We start from the raw sequence: 25,388 nt of genomic DNA on the forward strand, positions 1-25,388 counted from the left end.
ACTCCCCTCAAACTGTGGTTCACCGAATCCCTCGGCGCCGGCCACCTCTTGGATGATCGGACCATTATCATCCCAAGGTTGTCTGGGAATTTCCTGACTGGGGCAGGTTTTTCCCGCAGGGCTGAAGACAGGGCTGAAGACAGCGCTGGACACAGCTGCAGGAGGGCTGCCCAACAGCGGGTTTACGTGTGCTTACACAGTAGTCTTGGTACAAACACCCCTACCCGCGGAAAGCGAAACCCTTCATGAGTGCCGACAAGTCAAGCAGCTGGTCCTATGCAGAAGATCTGCCTGCTGAGGATGACGTCTTGTTGCGCGCCCGGGAGCGGTCTTTCGAACTGGGAGTCACGCCCATCAGCCCCGGCGTGGGCGCAGTGCTCACGGTCCTCGCTGCCGCATCCAAGGCACAGACAGTAGTTGAAGTCGGATCGGGAGCCGGAGTGTCCGGTGTTTGCCTGCTCCGGGGCTTGAGCCCCCAGGCCGTCCTGACCACCATCGACGTTGACGTGGAGCACCTGAAAGCCGCCAGGGAAGCATTCCTGGAATCCGGGAGCCCGGCCAACCGCACCCGCACCATTTCAGGCCGTGCGGCCGACGTCTTGCCTCGCTTGACGGATTCGGCCTATGACCTCGTCTTCATCGACGCCGACAAGCCCAACTTCCCCAAGTACGTGGAACAGGCCATCCGCCTCCTCAAGTCCGGCGGCACGCTGGTGATCAACGACGCCCTGGACAAGGACCGGGTGGCCAACCCGGCGGCACGCGATTCCACCACCGCGGTGCTGCGCCAGATCGGCAAGGCAATCCGCGATGACGATCGGCTGGCGTCGGCGATGCTGCCCACCGGTGATGGACTGCTGGTGGCCGTCAAGAGGTAGGGCACCAGCCTTCCTTAAACCAAAAAGCAGGGCCCCGGCTCAGCCGGGCCCTGCTTGGTAAATCTATCCGGTCACGCCTACGAGGCATTCCTTGAGGTTCTCCGCCTCGGCGGCGTTGAGCTCGACCACAAGCCGTCCCCCGCCTTCGAGCGGCACACGCATGATCAGGCTGCGTCCCTCTTTGGTAACTTCCATCGGGCCGTCGCCAGTACGTGGTTTCATCGCCGCCATTAGGAAAATCCCCTCCATTTGTCCCAAGTCACGCCCAACCCGGCCGGGCTGGATCCGCGTCGCAATTGCAGCCGGCGGCAACGCTTGGGAGGCCGCCTTGGCCGGGCACTTTTAGGTGCTTTGTCCTTGCTCTTAGACCATTATCCCGTACTTAACCGTCCGTAGCGAATCAGCACGCCATTTGTCCGGTCTTTGTACATATTGCCATTCCCCGGCAAAGCTGCACGTCAGGGCGGATAGTCGCCTCCCCCGGGCAGCTGGGCCCACGCCCACAGCCATACCACCCAGACAATCTGGAGCAGGATGAACATGGCCACCACGGTCCCCCGGTATGCCTTGGATTTGGACAGCAGGGCTGCCCCCAGCGCCAGTGGGAACAGCGGCAGAAGCATACGGAACGTGCTGGTTTGCGGGTGCAGGAAAACCAGCAGGTAGCCCATGTAACAGGCACACCACAGTCGCATCTCCGTTCCGATTTCCCGGACCGGCCTGGACACCATCACCAGCACGAAGAGTCCGGTGAAAACAAAGGGAGCCAGTACTCCCAACACCGGCCCGAACAACATCCGGCCGGTATCAAACCAGGGCTTGAAGGGCACAAGGTCGTGACCACGCCACGCCGTTTCAGTGCGGGTGTAGGCCGCCGGATCCCCTGTCACGGCCCAGGCGATGGCAGGCCACGCCAGCGCAGCCAGACCCGTGGCGAACACGAGGACGGCCAGTGATACCAGGCTGCGCGTCGACGTCGGGTCTGTTGCCTTGCCGGCATTTGCGGCACTGCCATCAGCCGGCAGTGCCATTGGCGACTGCCGGAACCGTTGCCACAACCGCCACAGGAACAGCAGCCCCAGCATGGCGGCAAACGGCACCCCGGTGGGCCTGGACAGGCACATCAGGAGCACCACGGGAATGGCCGAAAGGTAGTGGCGCCTGACCACGAGTAGCAGTGACGATGCCAGAAGCAGCAGGTTCAGCGATTCGGCGTACGGGACCTGCAGGATGGGAGACACCGGGAAAGTGGAAACGAAAATGACGCCCCAGATGGCGGTACGCCGACCCGCGAACTCCCGGAAGAGCAGGTAAATGACCAGCGCCGCACCGAGGCCCGCCAGCATTGCGATGGCCGTGAGGGCGGGCAAAGTCCCCATCCCCGTGATGGCAGACAAGCCCCGGGCCAGGAAAGGAAACAGCGCGTAGAACGCCCAGGCATTTTCCTTGACAACGCCGTTGGCGTCCACGGGAAGCTCTGCAGGATAGCCCTTGTCTGCCGCTTCCTGGTACCAGCGCCCGTCCCAGATGGTGATGAAGTTCCAGTAATCCGGCGCCGGCGGAAACCACGGGTTGATGCCTTGGTGGATGGCTGCGGCCATGAAGATACACGCGCTGACAAGCCTGGCCACGACGAAGACCAAGGAAACCTGAAGCCACCATGGCCACGCCGACATCCGTGCGGCCACGGCTGAGGCAGAGCCCGAAATCCGTTCCGTGGGCCCTTGCCCGGCCTTGCTCCTGGTCTGTGGACTCACGGCTTGATCCGGTCGGGTTCGCCGTCCTCAAGCCGCGGCTGCGCCTGCGCGCTGAGTCGTTCGATCTCCTGGTCTTTGGCGTGCAACTGGTCCCGCAGGTCATCAAGGACCTGGTCAACCTGATCCATGCGGTATCCCCTCAACCCCAGGGCGAAACGCAGGGAATCGACGTCGGACGGCTTGGCCTTGGACGGCAGCACCACCGGAGGCAGGCTTGGCACGGGGTCGTCAAGGCCAGCGCCAATCGCGCGTCCCCGGACGATCCCGGCTCCGAGGTACAGCACAGCGCCGATGAGGACAATCGCGAGAAACACCAGGAAAAAGCTCACAGGACCATCGTGCCAGAAACGGCCGGCTATTCCGGGCGCTGGTTTCCGTTGGGAGTAGGAGGCAGCGGCGCCCCGTGCAAAACGCGGTGCACGGCGTCCGCGGGGTCATCCACCAGTTGGATCAGGTCAAGGTCCTTTTCGGACACCATGCCCTCAGCCACCAGAGTCTCCCGGATCCACTCGATCATGGGTCCCCAGAACCTGACCCCCAAAAGAACGATGGGGAACGATGTCACCTTGCGGGTCTGCACCAGCACCATGGCTTCGAAAAGTTCATCCAGGGTGCCGAGGCCGCCGGGCAGGACGACGAAGCCCTGCGCGTACTTGACGAACATGGTTTTGCGGGCGAAGAAATACCGGAAGTTGATGCCCAGGTCCACCCACTGGTTGAGTCCTTGCTCGAACGGCAGTTCGATGCCCAGGCCTACGGAGACCCCGTTGCCTTCCACGGCACCCTTGTTGGCCGCTTCCATGGAACCGGGACCTCCACCGGTGATCACTGCGACTCCGGCTTCGGCCAGTTTGCGTCCGACGTCCACGGCCATTTCGTAGTACTCGGTCCCGGGCTTTGTCCGTGCGGAACCGAACACGCTGACGGCCGGGCCCAAGTCAGCAAGCGCTCCGAAGCCCTCCACGAATTCGCTCTGAATCCTCAGGACACGCCAGGGATCGGTGTGGATGAACTGTCCGGCGCCACTGGTATCCAGCAAATGTTGGTCAGACATCCCCGTGTCCGCTTGTTTACGGCGAAGCTCCAAGGAGCCCTTGTGCTTGGCCGGCGCGATGTCCGAGGGCAGGGGCACGTGGCTGGCCCTGACCTGGCCGTTGGCATCCGGGTGGGGTACTGGGTGCTGGCTGATGCTCATTGCCCAAGGCTAGCGCTTACAGCTGCCTGCTCCGTTGCTGCGACCCGGTTCTTGCATTGCAGTCTGGTATATCGCTGTGGGGCAGGTTTCTGTTCAGTCACGATCTTGAGGAAGTTGCCGTGACCGTGGTCATATTTGCTTCTTTGTTCGCTAGATTCGTCGTATGACTACTCAAGCGTCCGGCGATGCCCTCGTCTCCCTGAATGGCGTCAACAAGCATTACGGTCAACTGCACGTCCTCAAGGACATCAACCTTCAGGTCAAGAAGGGTGAAGTGGTAGTGGTAATCGGGCCCTCAGGTTCCGGTAAGTCCACACTCTGCCGTGCCATCAACCGTTTGGAAACCATCGACGACGGTGACATCGCCATCGACGGGAAGAAGCTTCCCGAAGAAGGCAAGGACCTCGCGCACCTGCGTGCCGACGTCGGAATGGTCTTCCAGTCCTTCAACCTGTTCGCCCACAAGACGATTCTTGAGAACGTCACGTTGGGTCCCATCAAGGTTAAGGGTGTGGCCAAGGGCACGGCCGACAAGGAAGCCATGGCCCTCCTTGAGCGCGTTGGCGTTGGGCACCAGGCTCCCAAACTTCCTGCCCAGCTCTCCGGTGGCCAGCAACAGCGCGTTGCCATCGCACGCGCTCTTGCCATGAAGCCGAAGGTCATGTTGTTCGACGAGCCGACGTCCGCGTTGGACCCCGAAATGATCAACGAAGTCCTTGACGTCATGATCCAGTTGGCCAAGGAAGGCATGACCATGATCGTGGTCACCCACGAGATGGGCTTTGCCCGCAAGGCTGCCGATCGTGTGGTGTTCATGGCTGACGGCCAGATTGTGGAAGACGCTACTCCCGAGGAATTCTTCACCAACCCGAAGAGCACCCGAGCCAAGGACTTCCTGTCCAAGCTTTTGACCCACTAGCTCTTTACCGCCCGCACCCAGGCCGTTAAAGACCGCACCCAGGCCGTAAGACGGCCAATCTATGAAAGGAATGTCATGAAGGCTTTCATTACCCGGAGGAAATCACTCCTGGTGGCCGCTTCCGCAGCCCTCGCCCTGTCGCTGAGCGCATGTGGCGGCGGCACCACCACCACTCCCCCGGTTGCTTCGGCGAGCTTCGAGGCCGGCACCACCATGGAGAAGCTGAACAAGGCCCAGAAGATCACCATCGGCACCAAGTTTGACCAGCCGCTGTTCGGCCAGAAGGGCCTGGACGGCAAGCCTGTCGGTTTCGACGTCGAAATGGGCAAGGCAATCGCTGCCAAGCTGGGTATTCCCGCTGACAAGATCGAATGGGTAGAGACTGTCTCCCAGAACCGCGAATCGTTCATCGAGCAGGGCCGCGTTGACCTGGTCATCGCTACCTACACCATCAACGATGCCCGGAAGGAAAAGGTCGCCTTCGCCGGACCGTACTACGAAGCCGGCCAGGCACTCCTGGTGAACAAGGACGACACCTCCATCTCCAAGCCTGAAGATGTCGCCGGCAAAAAGGTCTGCTCCGTGACGGGCTCCACCCCGGCCAAGACCATCGCCGAGAAGTACAACGCCGAGGTAGTTCCGGCTGCCACGTACACCGCTTGCCTGGAGCCGCTGCGCAACAAGCAGGTAGTTGCAGTAACCACGGACAACGTGATCCTCGCCGGCTACGTGGACAAGGAACCGGATGCCTTCAAGCTCGCTTCGGATGAAACCTTCACCAAGGAGCCTTACGGCATCGGCCTGAAGAAGGACGACACCGTCTTCCGCAACTGGATCAACGACCAGCTCGAGGCATTCCAGAAGGACGGCGACTACAAGAAGGCTTGGGAAGCCACTGCAGGCAAGGTCATCAAGACCACTCCTGAACTTCCTGCGATCAACCGCTACTAGTCGGGATCCGTTGACTGCCGCCGCCCACCCGGGCGGCGGCAGTTGACGACTCCAGGACCCTGTTCCCTGATTAGCTGCAGCCAAAGGAAGCCATGGACGCCGTCATAGCAAGCCTCCCCGAATACTGGGACGGATTTCTCCGAACCCTTTATCTCTCCGTAATTTCAGGAATCATTGCCCTCCTTGTCGGCACACTCCTGGCGGCCATGAGGGTTTCCCCCGTGGCTGCACTCCGCGGTTTCAGCATGTTTTATGTTGAAGTCGCGCGTAACACCCCGTTGACCATCATTTTCTTCTTCGCAGCCATCGTTCTCCCCCGGCTGGGCGTCAAGTTCGAGCAATTCGAAGTGGCCGCCATCATCGCGCTGAGCAGCTACACGGCAGCCTTCATCGCCGAAGCAGTCCGTTCCGGTGTCAACAGCGTGCCCGTGGGCCAAGCAGAAGCTGCCCGCAGCATCGGCATGACCTTTACCCAGGTCCTGGGCTTCATTGTCCTTCCCCAGGCCGTCCGTACCGTCATACCCCCGTTGATCAACATCCTGATCGCCTTGGTCAAGAACTCTTCGGTGGCCGGCGCGTTCTTCGTCCTCGAGCTTTTCGGCTACGGCCGCCAGCTCTCCAACGACTACGGTGACCAAGTCCTGTGGATCCTGCTCGGGGTGGCCTTCTTCTACCTCCTGATCACGGTGCCCTTGGGCCTTCTGGCGCACTTTGTTGAACGAAAGGTGGCGATTGCCCGATGACCTCGGTCCTGTACGACGTCCCCGGGCCCAAGGCCCGCCTTTACTCGCTCCTGGGATCCGCAGCCGGAATCCTGATCATCCTCGGTGTCCTTGCCATCGCCGTCACTACGCTGGCACAGCAGGGCATTTTCGATGCAGACCGCTGGGAAATCTTCTACGGTCCCCTGGCACCGGATGTCTGGAGCCTGATCGGCCAAGGCATCCTCTCGACGCTGGCTGCAGCCGCGGTCGCGGCAATCATCGCCTTCCCTCTGGGCATTGCACTCTGCCTGCTGAGGATCTCCCTGATCGCCTGGATCCGCATCCCCACCCAGGTGGTCCTCGAGTTCCTCCGCGGCATGCCCGTGGTCCTCATGATGTTGTTTGTCCTGCTGGTGTTCGCCACGGGACAGTTCCAGGCCGTCGTGGTGGGTCTGGTCCTCTACAACGCTGCCATCTTCGCCGAAATCCTCCGTGCAGGCATCCAGTCCCTGCCCAAGGGTCAACGCGAAGCCGGCCTGGCCATTGGCCTGCGGAGCTTCCAGTCGAGGATGTCCATCGAATTCCCGCAAGCTGTCCGCCGGATGCTGCCCTCGTTGGTCGCCCAGCTGGTGGTCCTGCTCAAGGACACCTCGCTTGGCTACATCGTGGGCTATGAGGAACTCCTGCGGAAGATCCAGATCATGGCCGACTTCCTGGGTCCGGACTTCCTGTTCCCGGCCTTCTTCGTCGGTGCCGCGATCTACATCCTGATCAACCTGACCGTGTCACGGATTGCCATCATGATTGAGCGCCGCGGTTCCAAGAAGGCCGCCGGCGGCGTGGCTCCACCCAGTCTCCGGACCGGGCTGGTGGTGGGCGGTAACGACCCCATCGCCAAGGACTCCATCGAGGGCCCCAACAAGGCATAGTCCTTTCCAACACGAAGAAGGTCCGCAGCCACCCGGCTGCGGACCTTCTTCTTTTGCTGGACGGCAGCTCCCGGGCTACGGCGTCAGCCACGTCCTTAGTGCCCGCAGGCACTCCCGGACGGCATCGGCGTCGACGTGTTCGTTGTCCTTGTGCGCCAGTAGTGGGTCACCGGGCCCAAAGTTCACCGCCGGGATTCCCAGTTCACTGAAACGCGCGACGTCGGTCCAGCCGTATTTGGGCTTCGGCTCGGCACCGACTGCGGCCACGAAGGACGCGGCAGCGGGGTGGTTCAATCCGGGTCGCGCGCCGGCAGCAGCGTCGGTACGGACGACGTCGAATCCTTCCAGCAGGTCCCGGACGTGGGCCTCGGCCTGATCCGGTGTCTTGTCCGGAGCGAAGCGGTAGTTGATCTCCACCACGCACCGGTCCGGAATGACGTTGCCCGCAGTTCCACCGTTGATCTTTACTGCGTTCAGGCTCTCGCGGTAATCGAGGCCGTCCACGTTGATGGTCTGCGGCTCGTAGGCGGCGAGCCGCGCCAGGATGGGGGCAGCACCGTGGATGGCATTGATGCCCATCCATGCGCGTGCTGAGTGTGCCGTTTCGCCGATGGTAGTGGCCTCAAAACGGCTGGTCCCGTTGCATCCACCTTCCACTGTGCCGTGGGTCGGCTCAAGCAGGATGGCGAAATCGCCCTGCAGAAGGTCACCGTGGTTCCGGACCAACCTTCCGAGGCCGCTCTTGACCGCTTCCACTTCTTCATGGTCATAGAAGACGAAGGTAACGTCCTTGTCCGGCTGCTGACCGTCGTCGAACAGTGTTGCCGCAAGCGCCAACTGCACCGCGACGCCGCCCTTCATGTCCGTGGTCCCGCGGCCGTACAGCACACCTTCGCCGGGAACGCCGGATTCCCAGGTGGCTGGAACGGTGCCCAGCGAACCCTCTACAGTGGGCAGGGGCACAGTGTCCAGATGTCCGGCCAGGATGACGCGCTCCGAGCGGCCAAGTTCGGTGCGGGCAATGATGGCGTCGCCGTCGCGGGCCACCGTGTAGGCGGGCATGGCCCGCAAGGCGGACTCGACGGCGTCGGCGAGTTCGGTTTCATTGCCGGAAACGCTGTTGAAGTCAATGATGGCGGCCGTCAGCAAAGCAACGTCCTGGCGCAGGTCAAGGAGGGCGGGAGCAGGGTTCAGGGTCACCCGTCCAGCCTAATGCCCGCAAATGCGACCTCCATGGCATGAGACGGGTTTTAACCGACCTCCGGGTGCTGGATACACTTGCCCCATGACTGAAACTGCTTCCTCTGCTGTGCCCACAGACGCGCCCGCCAACCTCCGATCAGCCTACGGATTCGGCCTCGCCACTATCGCTACCTCGGCCTCCGGGGAAGCAACCGTGCTGGATGTCTGGTACCCGGCTCCCGCCTTGGGTGTTGCGGCCGAGACCCTGCGCGACGTTGAGAACGCCGATCCCGCGCTCACTGCACTGGCCAACGACGGCAAGGACGCCGACCGCGGTACGGAGCAGAAGGTGGTTTTCGCGCAGATCGACCTCGACGCCGCCCCTGCAGACACCGCCGACGCGTACCTGCGCCTGCACCTCCTCTCGCACCGTCTGGTCAAGCCGAACAGCATCAACCTGGATGGCGTCTTCGGCAAGCTTCCCAACGTGGTGTGGACCAACTTCGGTCCGGCAGCCGTGGACGGTTTCGAACTGACCCGTGCCCGCCTGCGCAAGCGCGGCAACGTAGTGGTTTACGGCGTGGACAAGTTTCCGCGGATGGTTGACTACGTTGTTCCCACCGGCGTGCGCATTGCCGACGCCGACCGCGTCCGCCTGGGTGCCCACCTGGCCGAAGGCACCACCGTGATGCACGAGGGCTTCGTGAACTTCAACGCCGGCACCCTGGGCACTTCCATGGTGGAGGGCCGCATCTCTGCCGGCGTCGTGGCCGGCGACGGCACTGACGTTGGCGGCGGAGCGTCCATCATGGGCACGCTCTCCGGTGGCGGCAAGGAAAAGATCGCCCTGGGTGAGCGGGTGCTGCTCGGCGCCAACTCCGGTGTGGGCATCAGTATCGGTGACGACTCCGTAGTGGAGGCCGGCCTGTACGTCACCGCCGGTACCCGCGTCCGCGTTCCGGGTCCCAAGGACGAGAACGGCGAGGACACCAGCAAGATCATCAAGGCCGTGGAACTCTCCGGGGTCCCCAACCTGCTGTTCCGCCGCAACTCCACCACCGGCGGCGTGGAAGTCCTTCCGCGCAAGGGCCAGACGGTGGAGCTCAACGAAGCCCTTCACGCCAACTAGCAGGAGGACTTCCGTGCGCCGGTTCCGCCGCGCCATCGTTGCGGTGCTGGCTTTGGCCCTCGTAGCAGGTGCCATCTACGCGATCGTTGCCGTGCTGCAGCGCTCCGAGACCTTGGTCACGGAGCGCTGCGTCGCCGTCGTCGGCTCTGAAAGCCACGAGCTCGCCACGGACCAGGCAGCGAACGCTTCCCTCATCACCGCCATTTCCGTCCAGCGCGGGCTGCCTCCCCGGGCCGCGAGCATTGCCCTTGCCACCGCCATGCAGGAATCCCGGATGCGGAACATCAACTACGGTGACGACGCCGGCCCCGACTCCCGCGGGCTTTTCCAGCAGCGGCCGTCGCAAGGCTGGGGCACGGAGGCCCAGGTCATGGACCCCGTCTACGCCGCCAATGCGTTCTTTGACGGCTTGGTCAAAGTCCCCGGCTACGAGTCCATGGAGATCACCCAGGCCGCCCAAGCGGTCCAACGCTCAGCTTTCCCCCGCGCCTACGCCCAGCATGAAGGCATGGCCAGGGCCTTCGCTTCCGCACTCACGGGACACTCCGAGGCTGCGCTGAACTGCGAACTGCGCATGCCCGAAGCGGCGGGTGACCCTGCCGCCGTCGTCGATGAACTCACGACGGCGTTCGGAACCCAAGCGGCTACCGTTCAGGGCCGCTCGGTGCAGCTGGACATCACGGGGACGCAGGCATGGGCCGTTGCCCACTGGGCCGTGGCCAACGCCAAGACGCTGTCCATCACCCAGGTGGATGTTGGCGGCCGCGCCTGGAACCGGGAGAAACGTGACGGATGGCAGGCCTCACCGGCCCCCTCCGAGGCGGTCACCATCACCGTCTCAGCCCCCGCCACGTGAGTTTTTGTCAGGCGAGGATCTCCACCACCGGCTGTACGTAGCTCCGGAAGACGTCGGGTTCGGACAACAGCCTGTGGCTCATGATCATTGTGCTGGGCTCCAGGTACCAGGCACGTGGTTCGTTTAAGGGCAACTCAATGATGGTCAGTTCGAAGTCGCGGGAACTGCGCCCGACTTCCAGCAGCCTGTCCTCCACCATCTCGTTGAGGACCTGGGTCACACCGTTGGCTTCACGGGCAGCTTCGAGGTCGGCGTATTCGTCGATCCTGTCGGTGGCCCATCCCAGGGCCGAGCCGAAGTGGGCCTGTAGGACACGTTGGAGTGCCGGCGAGTTGCCGAAGGCCTTGAAACTGGGTGGCGCCAGTTCCGAGGCGGGCTTGGGGTAGGACTTAACCAGGCTTTCCCACCAAGCTTCCCACTCGGTCTTGAGGGCGTGGATGCCCCCGACGTCGGAGGTCAGATGGCTGTGGTCGGCATGCCGGACTTTGGGGGCTGCGTGGGACAGGCTCGGTCTGCCGGCACCATCCAATCCGGCGACGTCCCGCAGGTACAGGGCGATGAGCATCGGCCCGGACGTGTCCATGGTGATGCGCCATCCCGGGCCGCCTGACTCGTGCATCCGAATTCCTCCCTTGGCAGGTTCCCGACATCTCCCAGTCTATTCCCGTTGAGTCTGGACGGTAGGGGCGTGGCTCACTTGCATCTCCCTTTAGTGGGCCGCGGGCATGCCGGCAAGGGACCGCAGATGGGCGGTGAGGACATCGCTGCACATCTCGGCAGTCATCCACTCGGGCTGCAACAGCGCGTGCATGCACAAGCCGTCCATGGTCGCCAGGAGCCTCTCCGCCTCTGCGACGAGGGTTTGTTGGGCATCGGTTCCCCCGGGGCTCAGGTGCATGATCAGACGCCCGACGACGGCCGCTACAGTGCGGTGGCTGCGCCCGGCTTCGGCTGCGAGGACGGGTTTGATGCGGGCGGCGTGCCTGAACGCCATCCAAACGCACGCATCCACCGCGAGTTCCTCATCCAGAGGCAGGAATTGGCCCAGAAGGTTCAATACTGCAGCTTGCTGTTCCGGACTGCCCGGCGCCTCTTGCTCGACAGCTGCCATTGATGATTCAAGCCGCCCCGCGATCCGGTCAATTACAGCGCCAAAGGAAAACACCAGGAGGTCGTCGCTGCTGGCAAAATAGTGCCGGACAGAGCCCACTGCCAGTCCGGCCTCATCCGCTACTTCCCGGAGGGAGGCCCGTTCCAGGCCATCGCTGGCAATGATCCGGAATACGGCTTGGACAACTTCCTGGCGCCGGGCTTCGGCATCAACAATTTTGGGCACCAGTAGTTTTTAGCACGAACGTGCTTCAACACCGCTCAACACAGAGCGGCGTGGCTCCAATTTCCGCTAGCGTAGAGATCATGAAAATTCTTGTCACGGGTGGCACCGGCTATATCGGTTCCCACACCGTTTTGTCCCTTCAGGAAGCCGGCCACGACGTCGTCGTGCTTGATAACCTCGTGAACTCCAGCGAGGAATCCCTCCGCCGGGTCTCGGAGCTCACCGGCAAGACCGCCGCGTTCCACAAGGTTGACCTGGTGGATGAGCCCGCAGTCGAGGCCGTGTTCGACCAGCACCAGATCGACGCCGTGATCCACTTCGCTGGCTTGAAGGCCGTAGGAGAGTCCGTCCAGGAGCCCCTCGCCTACTACTACAACAACATCGTTGGCACCCTGAACCTGCTCCGCGCCATGGACAAGCACAACGTGCGCTCCATCGTCTTCAGCTCTTCAGCCACGGTATACGGTGAGCACAACCCCATCCCGTACATCGAAAAGATGGAAATCGGTGCCAACAACCCCTACGGCCGCACCAAGGAACAGATCGAGGACATCCTCTCGGACCTCGGCAACGCGGACGACCGCTGGCATATCGCACTGCTGCGCTATTTCAACCCGGTAGGCGCACACCCGTCCGGCCGCATCGGCGAGGACCCCCAGGGCATCCCCAACAACCTCGTGCCGTTCATCGCACAGGTAGCTGTGGGACGCCGCGAGAAGCTCATGGTCTTCGGCGGGGACTACGACACCCCCGACGGCACAGCACAGCGCGACTACATCCACGTGGTGGACCTGGCCGACGGCCACGTAGCAGCCCTGAACTATATCGCGGGCCGCGCAGGCGTTCGGCGCTGGAACCTTGGCTCCGGCCGCGGCTCCTCAGTGCTGGAAGTGCTGCGCTCCTTTGAGAAGGCCGTCGGCCAGCCGATTCCGTACGAGATCACTGGCCGCCGCGCCGGCGACCTCCCCGCTTTCTGGGCAGATGCTTCCTCTGCCCTGGCCGACCTCGGCTGGTCCACCACCAAGAACGTGGACCAGATGTGCGAGGACCACTGGCGCTGGCAGAAGAACAACCCCTACGGGTACAAGGCTGCCGAGCCTGCCACGGCGAACAACGCCTAGGCGACCGGCGCCTTAGTAATTAACGACGGCGGCCGCCCACCTCGCGCGAGGTGGGCGGCCGCCGTCGTTATTGATGATATTGCCGTATCAGTTGGCCGGGTAGTTGCGCTCCGGCTCCCCTGTGTAGAGCTGCCGCGGGCGGCCGATCTTGGTCTGGGGGTCGTTGATCATTTCGCGCCACTGGGCAATCCAGCCAGGGAGGCGTCCGATGGCGAACAGTACGGTGAACATCTTCTCCGGGAAACCCATGGCCTTGTAGATGAGGCCGGTGTAGAAGTCGACGTTCGGGTAGAGCTTGCGCTGGATGAAGTAGTCATCAGCCAGAGCCTTCTCTTCGAGGCGCATGGCGATGTCCAGCAGTTCGTCGTTGCCGCCGAGCTTGCCGAGAACTTCGTGGGCCGTTGCCTTGATGATCTTGGCTCGGGGATCGTAGTTCTTGTAGACACGGTGTCCGAAGCCCATGAGGCGGACGCCGTCTTCCTTGTTCTTGACCTTCTCCATGTAGTCCTCGGGCTTGATGCCGTCGGCCTGGATCTGGCGGAGCATCTTCAGCACAGCCTCGTTGGCGCCACCGTGGGCAGGGCCGAAGAGGGCGTTGATGCCTGCGGACACCGAAGCGAAGAGGTTCGCGTTGGACGAACCCACCAGGCGCACGGTGGACGTGGAACAGTTTTGCTCGTGATCCGCGTGCAGGATGAGAAGGAGGTCCAGTGCCTTGACCACTACCGGATCCATTTCGTACTGCTCGGCGGGAAGGCCGAAGCTCAGTCGAAGGAAGTTCTCCACCAGGTTCATGGAGTTGTCCGGGTAGAGCATCGGCTGGCCGATGGACTTCTTGTGGGCGTAAGCGGCAATGACAGGCAGCTTCGCCATGAGGCGGATGGTGGAAACTTCCACGTGTTCCGCGTTGAACGGATCCAGCGAGTCCTGGTAGAACGTGGACAGCGCCGAAACAGCAGAGGAAAGCACCGGCATGGGGTGGGCGTCACGCGGGAACCCACCGAAGAAGCCCTTGAGCTCTTCGTGCAGGAGCGTGTGGCGCCGGATCTTCTGATCAAACCCTTCCAACTCCGTGGGGGTGGGAAGGTTGCCGTAGATCAGCAGGTAGGAAACTTCGAGGAAGCTCGAGTGCTGCGCGAGCTGCTCAATCGGGTAACCGCGGTAGCGCAGGATGCCTGCGTCGCCGTCGATGTACGTGATGGCCGAGGTGGTGGCCGCTGTGTTCATGAAGCCGGGGTCATAGGCAACGGCGCCCGTCTGCTTCAGCAGCTTGGAAACGTCGTAGCCTTCGTTTCCTTCTACAACCTGGATGCGCGGCAGTTCGAGTTCGCCGCCGGCATGGCGCAGTGTTGCGCTGGTGGTCTCAGTCATGGAGTCCCCTTCATGAGGCCTTTGGGCCTCTATCGAACGCTTGTCCAACCAACTTCTGGTGCCGCCGCCTTCGGCCCTACTGTTGCAGGGCTCCAACGGCCGAAGTGCTTTCTTAGAGAAGGCCACCATTGATAGTCAGTTAAAAAGCTACCGCCAGTAACCCTCCGGAACTAATCCGTACCGTCCGGTTACTGGCGGAATGACGCTGTTAGTGGTGCAAGTCACAGCATTGTTATGAGGCTGTGGCAAGCCGCTCGACTGCGGCGTCGATGCGTTCGTCGCTGCCGGTGAGGGCTACGCGGATGAAACCATTGCCGGCGTCGCCGTAGAAGACCCCCGGACCCACCACAATGCCGAGGTCGGCGAACCGTGCCACCGTATCCCAGGTCGCTTCACCCGCCGTGGACCAGAGGTACAGCCCGGCTTTGGATTGGTGGATCTGCAGTCCGAACTTCTCCAAGGCAGGAACCATCCTCTCGCGCCGGCCGCGGTAGAGGTCCTTCTGGGCCAACACGTGCGTGGCATCGCCCAAAGCAACGCGCATCGCTTCCTGCACGGGGTAGGGCACGATCATGCCCGCATGTTTCCGGCTGTTGACCAGATTGGCCATGATGGCGGAGTCTCCGGCGACGAATGCGGCACGGTAGCCGGCCAGGTTGGACTGTTTGCTCAACGAGTACACGCACAGCAGTCCGTCGGTGGAACCGCCGGTAACGCGGGGATCCAGGATGCTGGGGACAGCTTCTCCCCCGCGCTGGGCATCCCATTCGCCCCAGCCCAGTTCGCCGTAGCATTCGTCAGAGGCCACCACGGCACCGAGCTCGCGGGCCTGGCCCACGATCCCGCGGAGCGACTCCACATCTCGAACGCTGCCTGTGGGATTACCCGGCGAGTTGATCCAGATCAACCGGACTTTGGCGCGGGTGGCCGGGTCAAGTTCATCCAGGTCGTCGGCAGCAACAGCTGTGGCCCCTGCCAATGAGGCGCCGATGTCGTACGTCGGGTATGCGACAGTAGGCCTCACAACCACGTCTCCGGCGCTCAGGCCGAGCAGGAACGGCAGCCAGGCTACGAGTTCTTTGGAGCCCACGGTCGGCATGACGTCCCGGGGGTCCAGACCGGGCACGCCGCGGCGGCTGGCGAACCAGTCGACCACGGCCTGGCGCAAGGCCGCGGTGCCATGAACCGTGGGATAACCGTGGGCGTCCGCAGCAGCCGCCAAGGCGTCACGGATCAGTCCGGGAGTGGGATCCACTGGTGTCCCGATGGAAAGATTCACTGCACCACCGGGGTGCTTTGACGCCGTGGCGACGTAGGGCGCCATGGCCTCCCAGGGGTAGTCGGGCAGGTTCAGGCCGAAAGCCGGCGCCGCGGAAATCAAGGAAGCTACCGCCCTTAGTGGTCTTGGTTCTGCGGGGGCAGTGCGGAAATGAACGGGTGATCCTTACCCGTGTTGCCAATCTTGGCCGCTCCGCCCGGGGAACCGAGGTCATCGAAGAACTCAACGTTGGCCTTGTAGTAGTCGGCCCATTCCTCCGGGGTGTCATCCTCGTAGTAAATGGCCTCAACGGGGCACACGGGTTCGCAGGCACCACAGTCGACACATTCATCGGGGTGGATATAGAGGGAACGCTCACCTTCGTAAATGCAGTCGACAGGGCACTCTTCAATACATGCCTTGTCCTTGACATCCACACACGGCTGCGCGATTACGTACGTCACGTCCCAGACCTCTCCACGGTTTGTCCCGGCGATGGCCGGGGTAATACGGCCGGCATCATGCCGGGCACTCAACTTCCGAGCCTATTATCCAACAGTGCAATGACGCCAACCTAGCCCGCGTCTTAGTATGAAACGGTGACTCCCCCGCATTTGCCGCCCAGACAATTCCTACTTACCGCAGAGCCAGGCATCCGGGTGGTGGTCCGGTACAGGATCGACGACGGCCTGACAGACGCTCTCGGCTACCTGCTGGACACCAGCGACAACAGTTGCACTGTACGGACCCGCACGTCCGACGTCGAAATTCCCTTGGCGATGGTCATCGCGGCGAAAGAGGTTCCACCGCCACCGCCGCGGCGGCAGTCCGTCCGGCATGCAGGCGGCTCGCTGCCACCAGCATGACCAAGGTCACCGCTGCGATGCCGAAGACCCACACGTTGCCGGCAGTGTCGCCCAGGACCAACTGCTTGGCGGCTCCGGCTGACGAGAAGACGCCGACGGCGGCATAGGTCACCACGCCGGCTAGCGCCGTCGGGATGATAGATCGCGACCACGCTGCAAGCCACAGCTGCACTGAGGCCACCAGCAACAGTGCGGCCACGACGCCCCACGGAACCTCGACGCCGGCCACCGGCCCTGCTTGGCGGTGCAGGGCCGTACCTGCCGTAGCAACGAAAAGAGCCGCCAGTACGGCCGCAGCAATGCCACGAACCGTACCGGCGGCTCCTCTCTTCATTCAGCTTTTCCTGACTGTGTCAGTCAGAACAGGCTAGGACTTGGCGCGGGCGCGGTTGGCCTTGGCGCGCTCGTTGGAGTCCAGGATGACCTTGCGGATACGGATGGCATCCGGAGTTACCTCAACACACTCGTCTTCGCGGGCGAATTCGAGGGACTCTTCGAGGGTGAGATCGCGCGGCGGCGTCAGGTTTTCGAAGGTGTCGGAGGAAGCGGCACGCATGTTGGTGAGCTTCTTTTCCTTGGTGATGTTGACGTCCATGTCATCAGCGCGGGAGTTCTCGCCAACAATCATGCCTTCGTAAACCTCGGAGGTGGGCTTCACGAAGAAGGAACCGCGCTCCTGCAGGTTGATCATGGCGAATGGCGTCACAACACCGGCACGGTCGGCAATCATCGAACCGTTGGTACGGTATTCGATCGGTCCGGCCCACGGCTCGTAGCCTTCGGAGATGGAGGCAGCGATGCCGGCGCCACGGGTGTCCGTCAGGAACCGGGTACGGAAACCAATCAGGCCACGCGCAGGGACGATGAACTCCATGCGGCACCAGCCGGTGCCGTGGTTGGCCATGTTGGTCATGCGGCCTTTGCGGGCAGCCATGAGCTGGGTGACGGCACCAAGGTATTCCTCGGGCACATCGATGGTCATGTGTTCCATCGGCTCGTGCAGCTTGCCGTCGATGGTCTTGGTGACAACCTGCGGCTTGCCCACGGTCAGCTCGAAGCCTTCGCGTCGCATCTGCTCAACCAGGATGGCCAGCGCGAGCTCGCCACGGCCCTGGACTTCCCAAGCGTCGGGACGCTCGGTGGGGAGGACCTTGATGGAGACGTTACCGATCAGTTCCTTGTCCAGGCGATCCTTCACCTGGCGGGCCGTGACCTTGGCGCCCTTGACCTTGCCGGCCAGCGGCGAGGTGTTGATACCGATCGTCATGGAGATCGCGGGATCGTCCACGGTGATCAGCGGCAGCGGCTGCGGGTTTTCGGCGTCGGTGAGGGTTTCACCAATGGTGATTTCCTCGATGCCGGCCACAGCGACGATTTCGCCCGGGCCTGCGGATTCGGCAGGAACACGAGTGAGGGCCTTGGTGGCGAGCAGTTCGGTGATCTTAACGTTCTTGAGCTCACCGTTGGCGCGGGCCCAGGCAACGGTCTGGCCCTTGCGGAGGGTTCCGTTGTAGATGCGGAGCAGGGCGAGGCGGCCAAGGAACGGCGAAGCGTCCAGGTTGGTCACGTGTGCCTGCAGCACGCCGTCCGGGTTGTAGGTCGGAGCCGGGATGTGCTCAATGATGGTCTTGAAGAGGGGCTCGAGGTCCTCGTTCTCCGGGGCCGAGCCGTTGGCCGGCTGGTCCAGGGACGCGCGGCCAACCTTGGCGGCGGCGTAGACGACGGGAACTTCGAGGACCTTGTCCAGGTCCAGGTCCGGAACTTCGTCGGCGAGGTCCGAGGCGAGGCCCAGGAGCAGGTCCATGGACTCGTGGACAACTTCGTCGATGCGGGCGTCGGGACGGTCGGTCTTGTTGACCAGGAGGATGACCGGCAAGTGCGCAGCAAGGGCCTTGCGGAGCACGAAGCGGGTCTGGGGCAGCGGGCCCTCGGAGGAGTCGACCAGCAGGACGACGCCGTCAACCATGGACAGACCGCGCTCTACCTCGCCACCGAAGTCGGCGTGGCCAGGGGTGTCGATGACGTTGATGGTGATGGTCTCGCCGTTGGACGACGGGCCGTTATAGGCAACCGTGGTGTTCTTCGCGAGGATGGTGATGCCCTTTTCGCGCTCCAGGTCACCGGAGTCCATGACACGGTCCTCAACCTCACCATGGGAAGCGAAGGAGTTGGTCTGCTTGAGCATGGCGTCGACCAGGGTGGTCTTGCCGTGGTCAACGTGTGCGACGATCGCGACGTTGCGCAGATCGCTCCGCGACGCAGTGTTGGTGATGGTTTCAGACATGCGTTAATGACTCGTTTCAGTGGTGAAGTCAGCTGTTTGTATCCGCGCGCATACCTGATCGACTTGATCGGAACACACAGCGAAAAGACCCCGGGACACAGGGCACCTGCATCCAGTCTAAACGCAGTTGCATTTCCCAGCCTAAAAAGCAAGCCATTCGACATCCGAATGTGGCGCTGCTCACATCGCGTCACGCTTTAACAACCGCTACTCCAGATGCTGGATTTTCTTGGCTCCGTGCCCCATGATTGCTGCAGAACCAGTGCCACACGGAGAACAATCGATGCGACAATCTTCGGCCGCGTTCCGCCTGCTCGCACCATTGATCGCCGTCGGCGTTCTGGCAGTAGGCTGCGGACCCAGCCCAGCGACCCCCGTTTCCACCCCCACGCGCTCCGCCGCGCCCGGGCCCGCCCAAACAGCCGCCGCCCCGCCTCTGAGGACGGCCCCGGCTCCCAGCGCCCTGGACCTGCCGGTTGGCTCCTTCTTCAAGAACCCGGCCAACAACCGTAATGAACTGGTGCTGGCCGACGTACGCCACACGGCCGTTCTCATCGGTGATTCCCAGGCCATGCCCAAAGACTCCTGGCCCCAGCAGGGCGTCGCTGCCCTGGGCTACAAGTTGCACGTAGTGGGCATGGGTGGCACCGGCTTCGTTGCGGCCAATGGCAAGACAGGCAACTACATCGACGCCTTGCAGCGTGGAGACTGGATACTCCCCTACGGAGATCCGCCCCTGATTGTGGTGCAAGGCGGCGGCAACGATGCCTCGCAAAAGGCCACGGATGCGCAGATCGCCAGTAATGCCGAGCGTCTGCTCGCGGCCCTGAAGAAGCGCTACCCCGGGGCCGCCCTGGCCATGATCGGAACCTTGGCACGCGGCGCTGACAACGGAGGCGGCCGCCGTACCGAAGTGGACGCCCTGCTGGGACGCATTGCTGCGAAGCACGGAATTCCCTTCGTCAGCACTGGCGACTGGCTCACCCGTTTCAACGCTGTGGGCGATCTCCAGGACGGCGTGCATCTCAAGCCGTCCGGGCACGTCAAGCTTGGTGCCGTCCTGGCCCGCGAACTCGCAGCACTGGGCCTCACGGCCCGCCCTGACAGCAGCGCCCCGGCACCGTAGCGGGCACGATAAACGGCGAGAGCCGGTGGTTTCCTTTCGGGAACCACCGGCTCTTCTGCTATCCAGCAATCAAACGTTCGACGCCGGTCAGGCCACCGCGGGCGGCAGCAGGAGCGATCCACCCGGGATGGCGTCCAGGAGTGCCTGGGTGTAAGCCTCACGGGGGTTGTCGAAGACGTCGTCCGTGCTGCCCGTCTCCACAAGCTGGCCCTTTTCCATGACGCAGACGTGGTCCGCAATCTGGCGGACCACGGCGAGGTCGTGGGTGATGAACAGGTAGGTCAGGCCAAGGTTGTCCTGGAGGTCTGCCAGCAGGTTCAGCACCTGTGCCTGCACCAGGACGTCAAGGGCCGATACCGCTTCGTCGCAAATGATGACTTCGGGATCCAACGCCAGAGCACGCGCAATAGCGATACGCTGCCGCTGACCGCCCGAGAGCTCATTGGGATACCTCTGCATCATGGACTGGGGCAAAGCCACCTGGTCCAACAACTCGCGGACCTTCTTCTCGCGGCTGGCCGCATTCCCGATCTTGTGCACACGCAGCGGCTCTTCGATGGTTCTGAAGATGTTGTACATCGGGTCCAGGGAACCGTACGGATCCTGGAAGATGGGCTGCACGCGGCGACGGAACTTGAAGAGCTCCTTGCCCTTCAACCCCGCGGTATCCACGCCATCGAAGATGATCTTGCCTTCAGTGGGCTTCTCAAGCTGGAGAACCATCTTGGCAACAGTGGACTTGCCCGAGCCGGATTCGCCCACAATCGCCGTCGTGGTCCCGCGCTTGACGCTGAAGCTGACGTCGTCAACAGCAGCGAAATCGGACGTCTGCCCCAGTCCCTGACGCAGTTTGTAGATTTTGCGCAGGTTCTTGATCTGGAGGACCTCGTCCTGGACCCGGCTTTGTGCGGCAGCCACAGGCGCCAAGAGATCGCCGGCCTCCACACCCTGCTCCTTGGCCACCTGGATACGACGTGACGCCAGGGAAGGCGCCGATTCAACCAGGCGACGGGTGTAGGGGTGCTGGGGGTTGCGGAGAAGTTCCAGCGAGGGACCGGCCTCCACCACGTTGCCCTGGTACATGACGATCACTTTGTCAGCGCGTTCGGCGGCAAGGCCGAGGTCGTGCGTGATCAGCAACACCGAGGTGCCGAGTTCAGTGGTCATGGTGTCCAAGTGGTCCAGGATCCTGCGTTGCACCGTGACATCCAAGGCCGACGTCGGTTCATCGGCAATGAGGAGCTTGGGTTGGCAGCTCAGGCCGATGGCGATCAGCGCGCGCTGGCGCATGCCGCCGGAGAACTCATGCGGATATTGCTTGGCACGCCGTGCAGCGTCGGGGAGTCCGGCTTCCGCAAGGACGCGGGCAACGTCCTCCGGACCGTCCGGGCGACCGTTGGCCTTCAGGGTTTCCCGAACCTGGTAACCGATCTTCCAGACCGGGTTCAGGTTGGACATGGGGTCCTGGGGAACCATGCCGATATGGCTGCCGCGGAGCTCGATCATGCGCTTTTCCGACGCGTGGGCGATGTCTTCGCCGTCGAGCAGGATCTGGCCTGCGGAGACTCGGCCGTTGTTGGGCAAGAGGCCGATGGCGGCCAGCGCCGTCGTCGACTTTCCGGAGCCCGACTCCCCCACGATGGCGACCGTTTCGCCCGGCATGATGGTCAAGTGGGCGTTCTTTACCGCCTTGACCTCACCGGAACCGGTCTTGAAGGTGATGGCCAGGTCCTTGATCTCCAGGATGGGCCGTACTGGTGCCGTGGCTTCATCAATTCTGATGTTCGCAGAAGTCATGTTCGCCTCCTTAGCGCTGACGGCTCTTGGGATCAAGAGCATCGCGGACGGCGTCGCCAAGCATGATGAAGCTCAGGACGGTGATGGACAGGGCGGCTGCCGGGTAGAGCAGGATTCCCGGGTTGGTGCGGATGGATGCGTTGGCCGCGGAAATGTCGTTACCCCACGACATCACGCTCCCGGGCAACCCGACACCAAGGAAGGACAACGTGGCTTCCAAGACGATGAAAACGCCCAATTCCAAGGTGGCCAGCACAATGACGGGCGCCAAGGCATTCGGGAGGGCGTGCTTCACCAAGGCGCCGAATTTGGACACGCCCAGTGACCGGGCCGCCGTAACGAAGTCCGCGTTACGGACCTCAATGACGGCACCTCTGGTGATACGCGCCATTTGTGGCCAGGCAAGCAGGGATATTGTCAGGACCACTGTCCAGACGCTCCTGTTCTCACGGAACAACGGCAGCTGCGTAATGACCAGGGCGCCCAGGATGATCGGCAACGCGAAGAAGATATCGCCGAGTCGTGCAAGGACGGAGTCCAGCCAGCCACCGTAGTAACCGGCCAGCGCACCGAGGGTGACGCCGATGATGACAACGGCAAGTACGGACAGGACACCCACAGACAGGGAAGCCTGCGTACCGTGGATCACGCGGGAATAGACGTCGCAACCCTGCAGGGTGAAGCCCAGAGGGTGGCCGGCAGTGGGTGCGCCCTCGGAGTTGGCCAACTGGCAGTCATTGTTGGGTTCGACGCTGGTGAACAGCCCCGGGAACACGGCAACGATCACAAGGAGCAGGATCAGCAGCGAGGAGACGATGAACATGGGGCGACGGCGAAGCTTGCGCCACGCATCTGCCCAAAGGCTCAGGGGCGCCTGATCTGTCTTGACAGCGTCAGTGGCCAGAAGCGGTGTCTCCTCGACGGGAGCCACAAAGTGTTCATTATTACTGGTCATAGCGGATCCTCGGGTCAAGCCAGGCGTACAGGAGGTCAACCAAGAGGTTGGTGATAACAAAAACCAGGACCAGGACACTCACAATGGCAACGATGGTGGGGCCTTCGCTGCGCTGGATGGCCTGGAAGAGTTTGTTACCCACTCCGGGGACGTTGAAGATACCTTCGGTAACGATGGCGCCGCCCATGAGCCCGCCAAGGTTGGCACCCAGGTAGGTGACCACCGGGATCAACGAGTTCCTGAGGATGTGGGCCATGACGACGCGGGGCCGGGACAAGCCCTTGGCTGTCGCTGTGCGGACATAGTCCGCGTTCATGTTCTCGCTGACAGAAGCGCGGGTCAGCCGGAGGACATAGGCGAAGGAGACGAGCCCCAGCACAATTGCCGGAAGAATCAGGTTGCCCCAGTCGGCGTTGGCGCCCACGGTAGGTTTGGCCCAGCCAAGCTGGACACCAAACACCAGCTGGAAGACGAAGCCCAAAACGAAGGTGGGAACTGCGATCACCAGGAGCGAAACGACCAGAACGGTGGAGTCGAAGAGCTTGCCCTTCTTCAGCCCGGCGAAAACACCGAAGGCGATGCCGAACACGGCCTGGATAATGAGGGCTTCGATGGCGAGCATTGCCGTCACAGGGAACGCCCTGGCCAGGGAGTCAGCGATGGGCTGCTGGGTGAAGTCAACGCCGAGGTTGAAAGTAAACAAGTTTTTGATGAAGAGCCCGTACTGAACCCAGAACGGCTGGTCCAGGTTGTACTGGGCCCGCAGGGCGTCGATGACGCTCTGCGGCGGCTGACGATCTCCGAAAAGGGCGGCAATCGGGTCGCCGGGTAGTGCGAAGACCATGTAGTAGACGAGGAGCGTGGTCCCCAGGAATACCGGGATGACCTGGAGGAGTCTACGGAAAATGAAGCGAACCATGGGTCACCCCTCTCCGGTGGTGGGGCATTGGTGTGTCATGTGTGCCTTCCTGCCAAGCAAGCAAGGGGGGCCCGGCACGTTGGCCGGACCCCCTTTGCCCTAAGGCAAGTTCAGATCCTGGAGACTACTTGGCCTCGATGTCGAAGTAGCGGACGCCGCCATTCCAGCCGGTTTCAGCTGACACAACGTTGTTGCTCCATACGATCGGGGTCGCCCGGTACCACAGGGGCAAGCCCGGGAGTTCCTTGAACAGGATCTCCTGTGCCTCGTTGAACTTCTTGTTGGCATCTTCAGGCGTCTTGGCAGCCAGGCCTTCCTTGAGGAGCTTGTCGAACTCAGCGTTCGAGTACTTCTCGTAGTTGGACGAGGCGTTGGTTGCCCATACCGGTCCGAGGAAGTTGTAGAGCGACGGGTAGTCACCCTGCCAGCCAGCGCGGGTCAGGCCCGGGAGGGACTGCGACTTGCGGAGGTCCAGAACTTCAGCGAACTTAGCGAACGGCTGGATTTCAGCCTCGATGCCGAGGTTGTTCTTGAAACCGTTGGCAACGGCGTCGATCCATTCCTTGTTGCCACCGTCAGTGTTGGAGGCGATCAGGAGCGGCTTGGAACCGTCGTACGGCTTGATCTTCTCGGCCTCAGCCCAGAGATCCTTGGCCTTCTGCGCGTCGAACTTCAGGACGTCGCTGCCGGGAATGGCGTCGTTGTAGCCGTCGAGCACGGGAGCCGTGAACTCGGTGGCCGGGGTACGCGTGCCGTTGAAGATGACCTTGGTGATCTCTTCACGGTTGATGGCGTGGGACAGTGCCTGGCGACGCAGGAGACCGGCTTCACCCTGGAAGTTCGGGTTGTAGCCCGGGATGTTCAGGGTGGCGTTGTTGGCGTTCGGGCGCGTGGAGTTACGGTCCGGGAAGTCCGTGGTGTAGGTCTTCAACGCGTTCGACGGAACAACGTCCGTGATGTCGAGGTTGTCGGCCTGGAGATCCGTGTATGCGGGGCCCGGATCGGTGTAGAACTTGAAGGTCACGCCACCGTTCTTGGCAGCACGCGGGCCGGTGTAGTCAGCGTTCTTGACCAGGGAGATGGACTGGTCGTGTACCCAGGCACCTTCCTTCTCGAACTTGTACGGGCCGTTGCCGATGGGGTTCTCGCCGAACTTCTTCGGGTCCTTCAGAGCCTCGGAAGGCAACGGGTAGAAGGCGGAGTAACCGAGGCGCAGCGACCAGTCAGCCTCGGGCTGGCCAAGCTTGACCGTGATGGTCTGGTCGTCAGTGGCAGCCAGGCCGGACATGGTCTGGGCCGTAGGCGCCGGAGTGGAGGTCTTCTTGCCGTCGGCGCCGGTGGTCTCGGTGACTGCGCTGACGTCGGCGTAGCCCTCGATGGACTCGAAGAAGAAGCCGTTGTTCTGGAGGTTGGTGCTCAGCGCGGCGAAGTTCCAGGAATCAACGAACGTCTTGGCCGTGATGGCTTCACCGTTGGTGAACTTGGCGCCGGACTTGACCTTGATGGTCCAGTTCTGCGAGTCGGTTGTCTCAATCGACTCCGCCAGGGCGTTGACGGGCTTGCCGTCCGAGTCGTAGGCGCGAAGGCCTTCGAACAGCAGCTCGACGACGCGGCCACCGTACACCTCGTTGGTGTTGGCCGGAAGCAGCGGGTTCTGCGGTTCGTTGCTGTATGCGGAAATAACCTTGTTCGGGTCAGCTGCGGCAGAGCTGTTTGTGCTGGTGCCGCCACCGCCGCCGCAACCGGTCACTGCGAGGGCGATGATCGCCGCTACGCCTAGAGCTTTGGAAGTGCGCGAGAAACGCATTCCGCCTCCTATGAGTCGTGGAGTTGAGCAGGAGAAATTCGTGATTTC

Annotated in this window: 26 protein-coding genes; 10 read left to right on the plus strand and 16 right to left on the minus strand. The window is 62.5% G+C overall.

Annotated elements, in window-relative coordinates:
* The first annotated feature begins 245 nt into the window (after positions 1-245).
* A complete protein-coding gene (locus CGK93_RS16020) occupies positions 246-878 on the plus strand; it encodes an O-methyltransferase (protein WP_089595684.1) in 633 nt (210 codons plus the stop codon).
* Between the two features lie 63 nt (positions 879-941).
* Here the strand turns inward: CGK93_RS16020 and CGK93_RS16025 are convergent, their stop codons facing one another.
* The 4 genes from CGK93_RS16025 to CGK93_RS16040 all read right to left on the minus strand — a co-directional run bounded on the left by CGK93_RS16025 (position 942) and on the right by CGK93_RS16040 (position 3,830).
* Positions 942-1,109, minus strand: a complete 168-nt coding sequence (locus CGK93_RS16025; RefSeq protein WP_089595685.1) for a DUF3117 domain-containing protein — start codon at positions 1,107-1,109, stop codon at positions 942-944.
* A 227-nt stretch (positions 1,110-1,336) separates the two neighbouring features.
* On the minus strand, positions 1,337-2,554 hold the full coding sequence (locus CGK93_RS16030) for a hypothetical protein (protein ID WP_089595686.1): 1,218 nt from the start codon (positions 2,552-2,554) through the stop codon (positions 1,337-1,339).
* A gap of 77 nt (positions 2,555-2,631) precedes the next feature.
* Positions 2,632-2,964, minus strand: coding sequence for a DivIVA domain-containing protein (locus CGK93_RS16035; RefSeq protein WP_089595687.1), 333 nt, complete (start codon positions 2,962-2,964; stop codon positions 2,632-2,634).
* A 26-nt stretch (positions 2,965-2,990) separates the two neighbouring features.
* Positions 2,991-3,830 carry a TIGR00730 family Rossman fold protein gene (locus CGK93_RS16040; protein ID WP_198318241.1) on the minus strand — a complete coding sequence of 280 codons (840 nt, stop codon included), beginning with the start codon at positions 3,828-3,830 and terminating at the stop codon, positions 2,991-2,993.
* A 163-nt stretch (positions 3,831-3,993) separates the two neighbouring features.
* Here CGK93_RS16040 and CGK93_RS16045 point away from each other — a divergent pair, with 163 nt between their 5' ends.
* The 4 genes from CGK93_RS16045 to CGK93_RS16060 all read left to right on the plus strand — a co-directional run bounded on the left by CGK93_RS16045 (position 3,994) and on the right by CGK93_RS16060 (position 7,333).
* A complete protein-coding gene (locus CGK93_RS16045) occupies positions 3,994-4,749 on the plus strand; it encodes an amino acid ABC transporter ATP-binding protein (protein WP_026539964.1) in 756 nt (251 codons plus the stop codon).
* A 75-nt stretch (positions 4,750-4,824) separates the two neighbouring features.
* Positions 4,825-5,700: a glutamate ABC transporter substrate-binding protein gene (locus tag CGK93_RS16050; RefSeq protein ID WP_089595688.1), complete on the plus strand. Its 876-nt coding sequence runs from the start codon at positions 4,825-4,827 to the stop codon at positions 5,698-5,700.
* Between the two features lie 92 nt (positions 5,701-5,792).
* Complete coding sequence (locus CGK93_RS16055) at positions 5,793-6,443, plus strand: amino acid ABC transporter permease (protein ID WP_089595689.1); 651 nt, start codon at positions 5,793-5,795, stop codon at positions 6,441-6,443.
* Positions 6,440-7,333 carry an amino acid ABC transporter permease gene (locus tag CGK93_RS16060; protein WP_089595690.1) on the plus strand — a complete coding sequence of 298 codons (894 nt, stop codon included), beginning with the start codon at positions 6,440-6,442 and terminating at the stop codon, positions 7,331-7,333. Before CGK93_RS16055 ends, CGK93_RS16060 begins: the two co-directional genes overlap by 4 nt.
* Positions 7,334-7,408: 75 nt before the next feature.
* Here the strand turns inward: CGK93_RS16060 and dapE are convergent, their stop codons facing one another.
* The gene (gene dapE, locus CGK93_RS16065) at positions 7,409-8,533 is read right to left on the minus strand and encodes a succinyl-diaminopimelate desuccinylase (protein WP_089595691.1); all 1,125 of its coding nucleotides are present in this window, start codon (positions 8,531-8,533) and stop codon (positions 7,409-7,411) included.
* An 85-nt stretch (positions 8,534-8,618) separates the two neighbouring features.
* On the opposite strand from dapE, the gene dapD reads away from it, so the two are divergent.
* Together dapD and CGK93_RS16075 are read left to right on the plus strand one after the other, a co-directional pair.
* Positions 8,619-9,644, plus strand: a complete 1,026-nt coding sequence (dapD, locus tag CGK93_RS16070; protein ID WP_089595692.1) for a 2,3,4,5-tetrahydropyridine-2,6-dicarboxylate N-succinyltransferase — start codon at positions 8,619-8,621, stop codon at positions 9,642-9,644.
* Between the two features lie 13 nt (positions 9,645-9,657).
* Complete coding sequence (locus CGK93_RS16075; protein ID WP_089595693.1) at positions 9,658-10,500, plus strand: hypothetical protein; 843 nt, start codon at positions 9,658-9,660, stop codon at positions 10,498-10,500.
* Positions 10,501-10,507: 7 nt separating this feature from the next.
* Here CGK93_RS16075 and CGK93_RS16080 read toward each other — a convergent pair whose 3' ends face one another.
* Both CGK93_RS16080 and CGK93_RS16085 read right to left on the minus strand, forming a co-directional pair.
* Positions 10,508-11,119, minus strand: coding sequence for a hypothetical protein (locus CGK93_RS16080; protein ID WP_089595694.1), 612 nt, complete (start codon positions 11,117-11,119; stop codon positions 10,508-10,510).
* Positions 11,120-11,209: 90 nt separating this feature from the next.
* Positions 11,210-11,836 (minus strand): TetR/AcrR family transcriptional regulator, encoded by a 627-nt coding sequence (locus CGK93_RS16085; protein ID WP_089595695.1) that lies wholly within the window; start codon positions 11,834-11,836, stop codon positions 11,210-11,212.
* Between the two features lie 80 nt (positions 11,837-11,916).
* Between CGK93_RS16085 and galE the strand changes: the two genes are divergently transcribed.
* Positions 11,917-12,957, plus strand: a complete 1,041-nt coding sequence (galE, locus tag CGK93_RS16090) for a UDP-glucose 4-epimerase GalE (RefSeq protein ID WP_089595696.1) — start codon at positions 11,917-11,919, stop codon at positions 12,955-12,957.
* An 87-nt stretch (positions 12,958-13,044) separates the two neighbouring features.
* Here galE and CGK93_RS16095 read toward each other — a convergent pair whose 3' ends face one another.
* From CGK93_RS16095 to fdxA, 3 genes are all read right to left on the minus strand, one after another.
* The gene (locus tag CGK93_RS16095) at positions 13,045-14,328 is read right to left on the minus strand and encodes a citrate synthase (RefSeq protein ID WP_089595697.1); all 1,284 of its coding nucleotides are present in this window, start codon (positions 14,326-14,328) and stop codon (positions 13,045-13,047) included.
* 232 nt (positions 14,329-14,560) lie between these two features.
* Positions 14,561-15,709: a succinyldiaminopimelate transaminase gene (gene dapC / locus CGK93_RS16100; protein WP_089595698.1), complete on the minus strand. Its 1,149-nt coding sequence runs from the start codon at positions 15,707-15,709 to the stop codon at positions 14,561-14,563.
* Between the two features lie 14 nt (positions 15,710-15,723).
* Complete coding sequence (gene fdxA, locus CGK93_RS16105) at positions 15,724-16,050, minus strand: ferredoxin (protein WP_024817464.1); 327 nt, start codon at positions 16,048-16,050, stop codon at positions 15,724-15,726.
* Positions 16,051-16,248: 198 nt separating this feature from the next.
* On the opposite strand from fdxA, the gene CGK93_RS24675 reads away from it, so the two are divergent.
* Positions 16,249-16,452: a hypothetical protein gene (locus CGK93_RS24675; RefSeq protein WP_442857051.1), complete on the plus strand. Its 204-nt coding sequence runs from the start codon at positions 16,249-16,251 to the stop codon at positions 16,450-16,452.
* On the opposite strand, the gene CGK93_RS16115 is transcribed toward CGK93_RS24675, so the two are convergent.
* Together CGK93_RS16115 and typA are read right to left on the minus strand one after the other, a co-directional pair.
* A complete protein-coding gene (locus CGK93_RS16115; RefSeq protein WP_089595700.1) occupies positions 16,370-16,786 on the minus strand; it encodes a hypothetical protein in 417 nt (138 codons plus the stop codon). The genes CGK93_RS24675 and CGK93_RS16115 overlap by 83 nt on opposite strands.
* Before the next feature lie 33 nt (positions 16,787-16,819).
* Positions 16,820-18,736 carry a translational GTPase TypA gene (typA, locus tag CGK93_RS16120; RefSeq protein ID WP_089595701.1) on the minus strand — a complete coding sequence of 639 codons (1,917 nt, stop codon included), beginning with the start codon at positions 18,734-18,736 and terminating at the stop codon, positions 16,820-16,822.
* Between the two features lie 283 nt (positions 18,737-19,019).
* Here typA and CGK93_RS16125 point away from each other — a divergent pair, with 283 nt between their 5' ends.
* The gene (locus CGK93_RS16125) at positions 19,020-19,862 is read left to right on the plus strand and encodes an SGNH/GDSL hydrolase family protein (RefSeq protein WP_232481358.1); all 843 of its coding nucleotides are present in this window, start codon (positions 19,020-19,022) and stop codon (positions 19,860-19,862) included.
* 87 nt (positions 19,863-19,949) lie between these two features.
* On the opposite strand, the gene CGK93_RS16130 is transcribed toward CGK93_RS16125, so the two are convergent.
* From CGK93_RS16130 to CGK93_RS16145, 4 genes are all read right to left on the minus strand, one after another.
* Positions 19,950-21,659, minus strand: coding sequence for a dipeptide ABC transporter ATP-binding protein (locus CGK93_RS16130; protein ID WP_089595703.1), 1,710 nt, complete (start codon positions 21,657-21,659; stop codon positions 19,950-19,952).
* Between the two features lie 10 nt (positions 21,660-21,669).
* The gene (locus tag CGK93_RS16135; RefSeq protein ID WP_089595704.1) at positions 21,670-22,614 is read right to left on the minus strand and encodes an ABC transporter permease; all 945 of its coding nucleotides are present in this window, start codon (positions 22,612-22,614) and stop codon (positions 21,670-21,672) included.
* A complete protein-coding gene (locus CGK93_RS16140) occupies positions 22,604-23,533 on the minus strand; it encodes an ABC transporter permease (RefSeq protein ID WP_089595705.1) in 930 nt (309 codons plus the stop codon). Before CGK93_RS16140 ends, CGK93_RS16135 begins: the two co-directional genes overlap by 11 nt.
* 124 nt (positions 23,534-23,657) lie before the next feature.
* The gene (locus CGK93_RS16145; RefSeq protein WP_089595706.1) at positions 23,658-25,340 is read right to left on the minus strand and encodes a peptide ABC transporter substrate-binding protein; all 1,683 of its coding nucleotides are present in this window, start codon (positions 25,338-25,340) and stop codon (positions 23,658-23,660) included.
* Positions 25,341-25,388: the final 48 nt, after the last annotated feature.

Source organism: Arthrobacter sp. YN (assembly GCF_002224285.1).
Lineage (GTDB): Bacteria > Actinomycetota > Actinomycetes > Actinomycetales > Micrococcaceae > Arthrobacter.

What these genes read in the sequence shown, in the direction of transcription:
- dapD (WP_089595692.1), top strand. Translation starts at nt 8,619, where the DNA reads ATGACTGAAACTGCTTCCTCTGCTGTGCCCACAGACGCGCCCGCCAAC.
- CGK93_RS16125 (WP_232481358.1), top strand. Translation starts at nt 19,020, where the DNA reads ATGCGACAATCTTCGGCCGCGTTCCGCCTGCTCGCACCATTGATCGCC.
- CGK93_RS16030 (WP_089595686.1), bottom strand. Translation starts at nt 2,554, where the DNA reads ATGTCGGCGTGGCCATGGTGGCTTCAGGTTTCCTTGGTCTTCGTCGTG.
- CGK93_RS16025 (WP_089595685.1), bottom strand. Translation starts at nt 1,109, where the DNA reads ATGGCGGCGATGAAACCACGTACTGGCGACGGCCCGATGGAAGTTACC.
- CGK93_RS16145 (WP_089595706.1), bottom strand. Translation starts at nt 25,340, where the DNA reads ATGCGTTTCTCGCGCACTTCCAAAGCTCTAGGCGTAGCGGCGATCATC.
- galE (WP_089595696.1), top strand. Translation starts at nt 11,917, where the DNA reads ATGAAAATTCTTGTCACGGGTGGCACCGGCTATATCGGTTCCCACACC.
- CGK93_RS16135 (WP_089595704.1), bottom strand. Translation starts at nt 22,614, where the DNA reads ATGACCAGTAATAATGAACACTTTGTGGCTCCCGTCGAGGAGACACCG.
- CGK93_RS16055 (WP_089595689.1), top strand. Translation starts at nt 5,793, where the DNA reads ATGGACGCCGTCATAGCAAGCCTCCCCGAATACTGGGACGGATTTCTC.
- CGK93_RS16040 (WP_198318241.1), bottom strand. Translation starts at nt 3,830, where the DNA reads ATGAGCATCAGCCAGCACCCAGTACCCCACCCGGATGCCAACGGCCAG.
- CGK93_RS16115 (WP_089595700.1), bottom strand. Translation starts at nt 16,786, where the DNA reads ATGAAGAGAGGAGCCGCCGGTACGGTTCGTGGCATTGCTGCGGCCGTA.
- CGK93_RS16080 (WP_089595694.1), bottom strand. Translation starts at nt 11,119, where the DNA reads ATGCACGAGTCAGGCGGCCCGGGATGGCGCATCACCATGGACACGTCC.
- CGK93_RS16095 (WP_089595697.1), bottom strand. Translation starts at nt 14,328, where the DNA reads ATGACTGAGACCACCAGCGCAACACTGCGCCATGCCGGCGGCGAACTC.
- CGK93_RS16060 (WP_089595690.1), top strand. Translation starts at nt 6,440, where the DNA reads ATGACCTCGGTCCTGTACGACGTCCCCGGGCCCAAGGCCCGCCTTTAC.
- CGK93_RS16130 (WP_089595703.1), bottom strand. Translation starts at nt 21,659, where the DNA reads ATGACTTCTGCGAACATCAGAATTGATGAAGCCACGGCACCAGTACGG.
- typA (WP_089595701.1), bottom strand. Translation starts at nt 18,736, where the DNA reads ATGTCTGAAACCATCACCAACACTGCGTCGCGGAGCGATCTGCGCAAC.
- CGK93_RS16045 (WP_026539964.1), top strand. Translation starts at nt 3,994, where the DNA reads ATGACTACTCAAGCGTCCGGCGATGCCCTCGTCTCCCTGAATGGCGTC.
- CGK93_RS16140 (WP_089595705.1), bottom strand. Translation starts at nt 23,533, where the DNA reads ATGGTTCGCTTCATTTTCCGTAGACTCCTCCAGGTCATCCCGGTATTC.
- CGK93_RS16050 (WP_089595688.1), top strand. Translation starts at nt 4,825, where the DNA reads ATGAAGGCTTTCATTACCCGGAGGAAATCACTCCTGGTGGCCGCTTCC.
- CGK93_RS16020 (WP_089595684.1), top strand. Translation starts at nt 246, where the DNA reads ATGAGTGCCGACAAGTCAAGCAGCTGGTCCTATGCAGAAGATCTGCCT.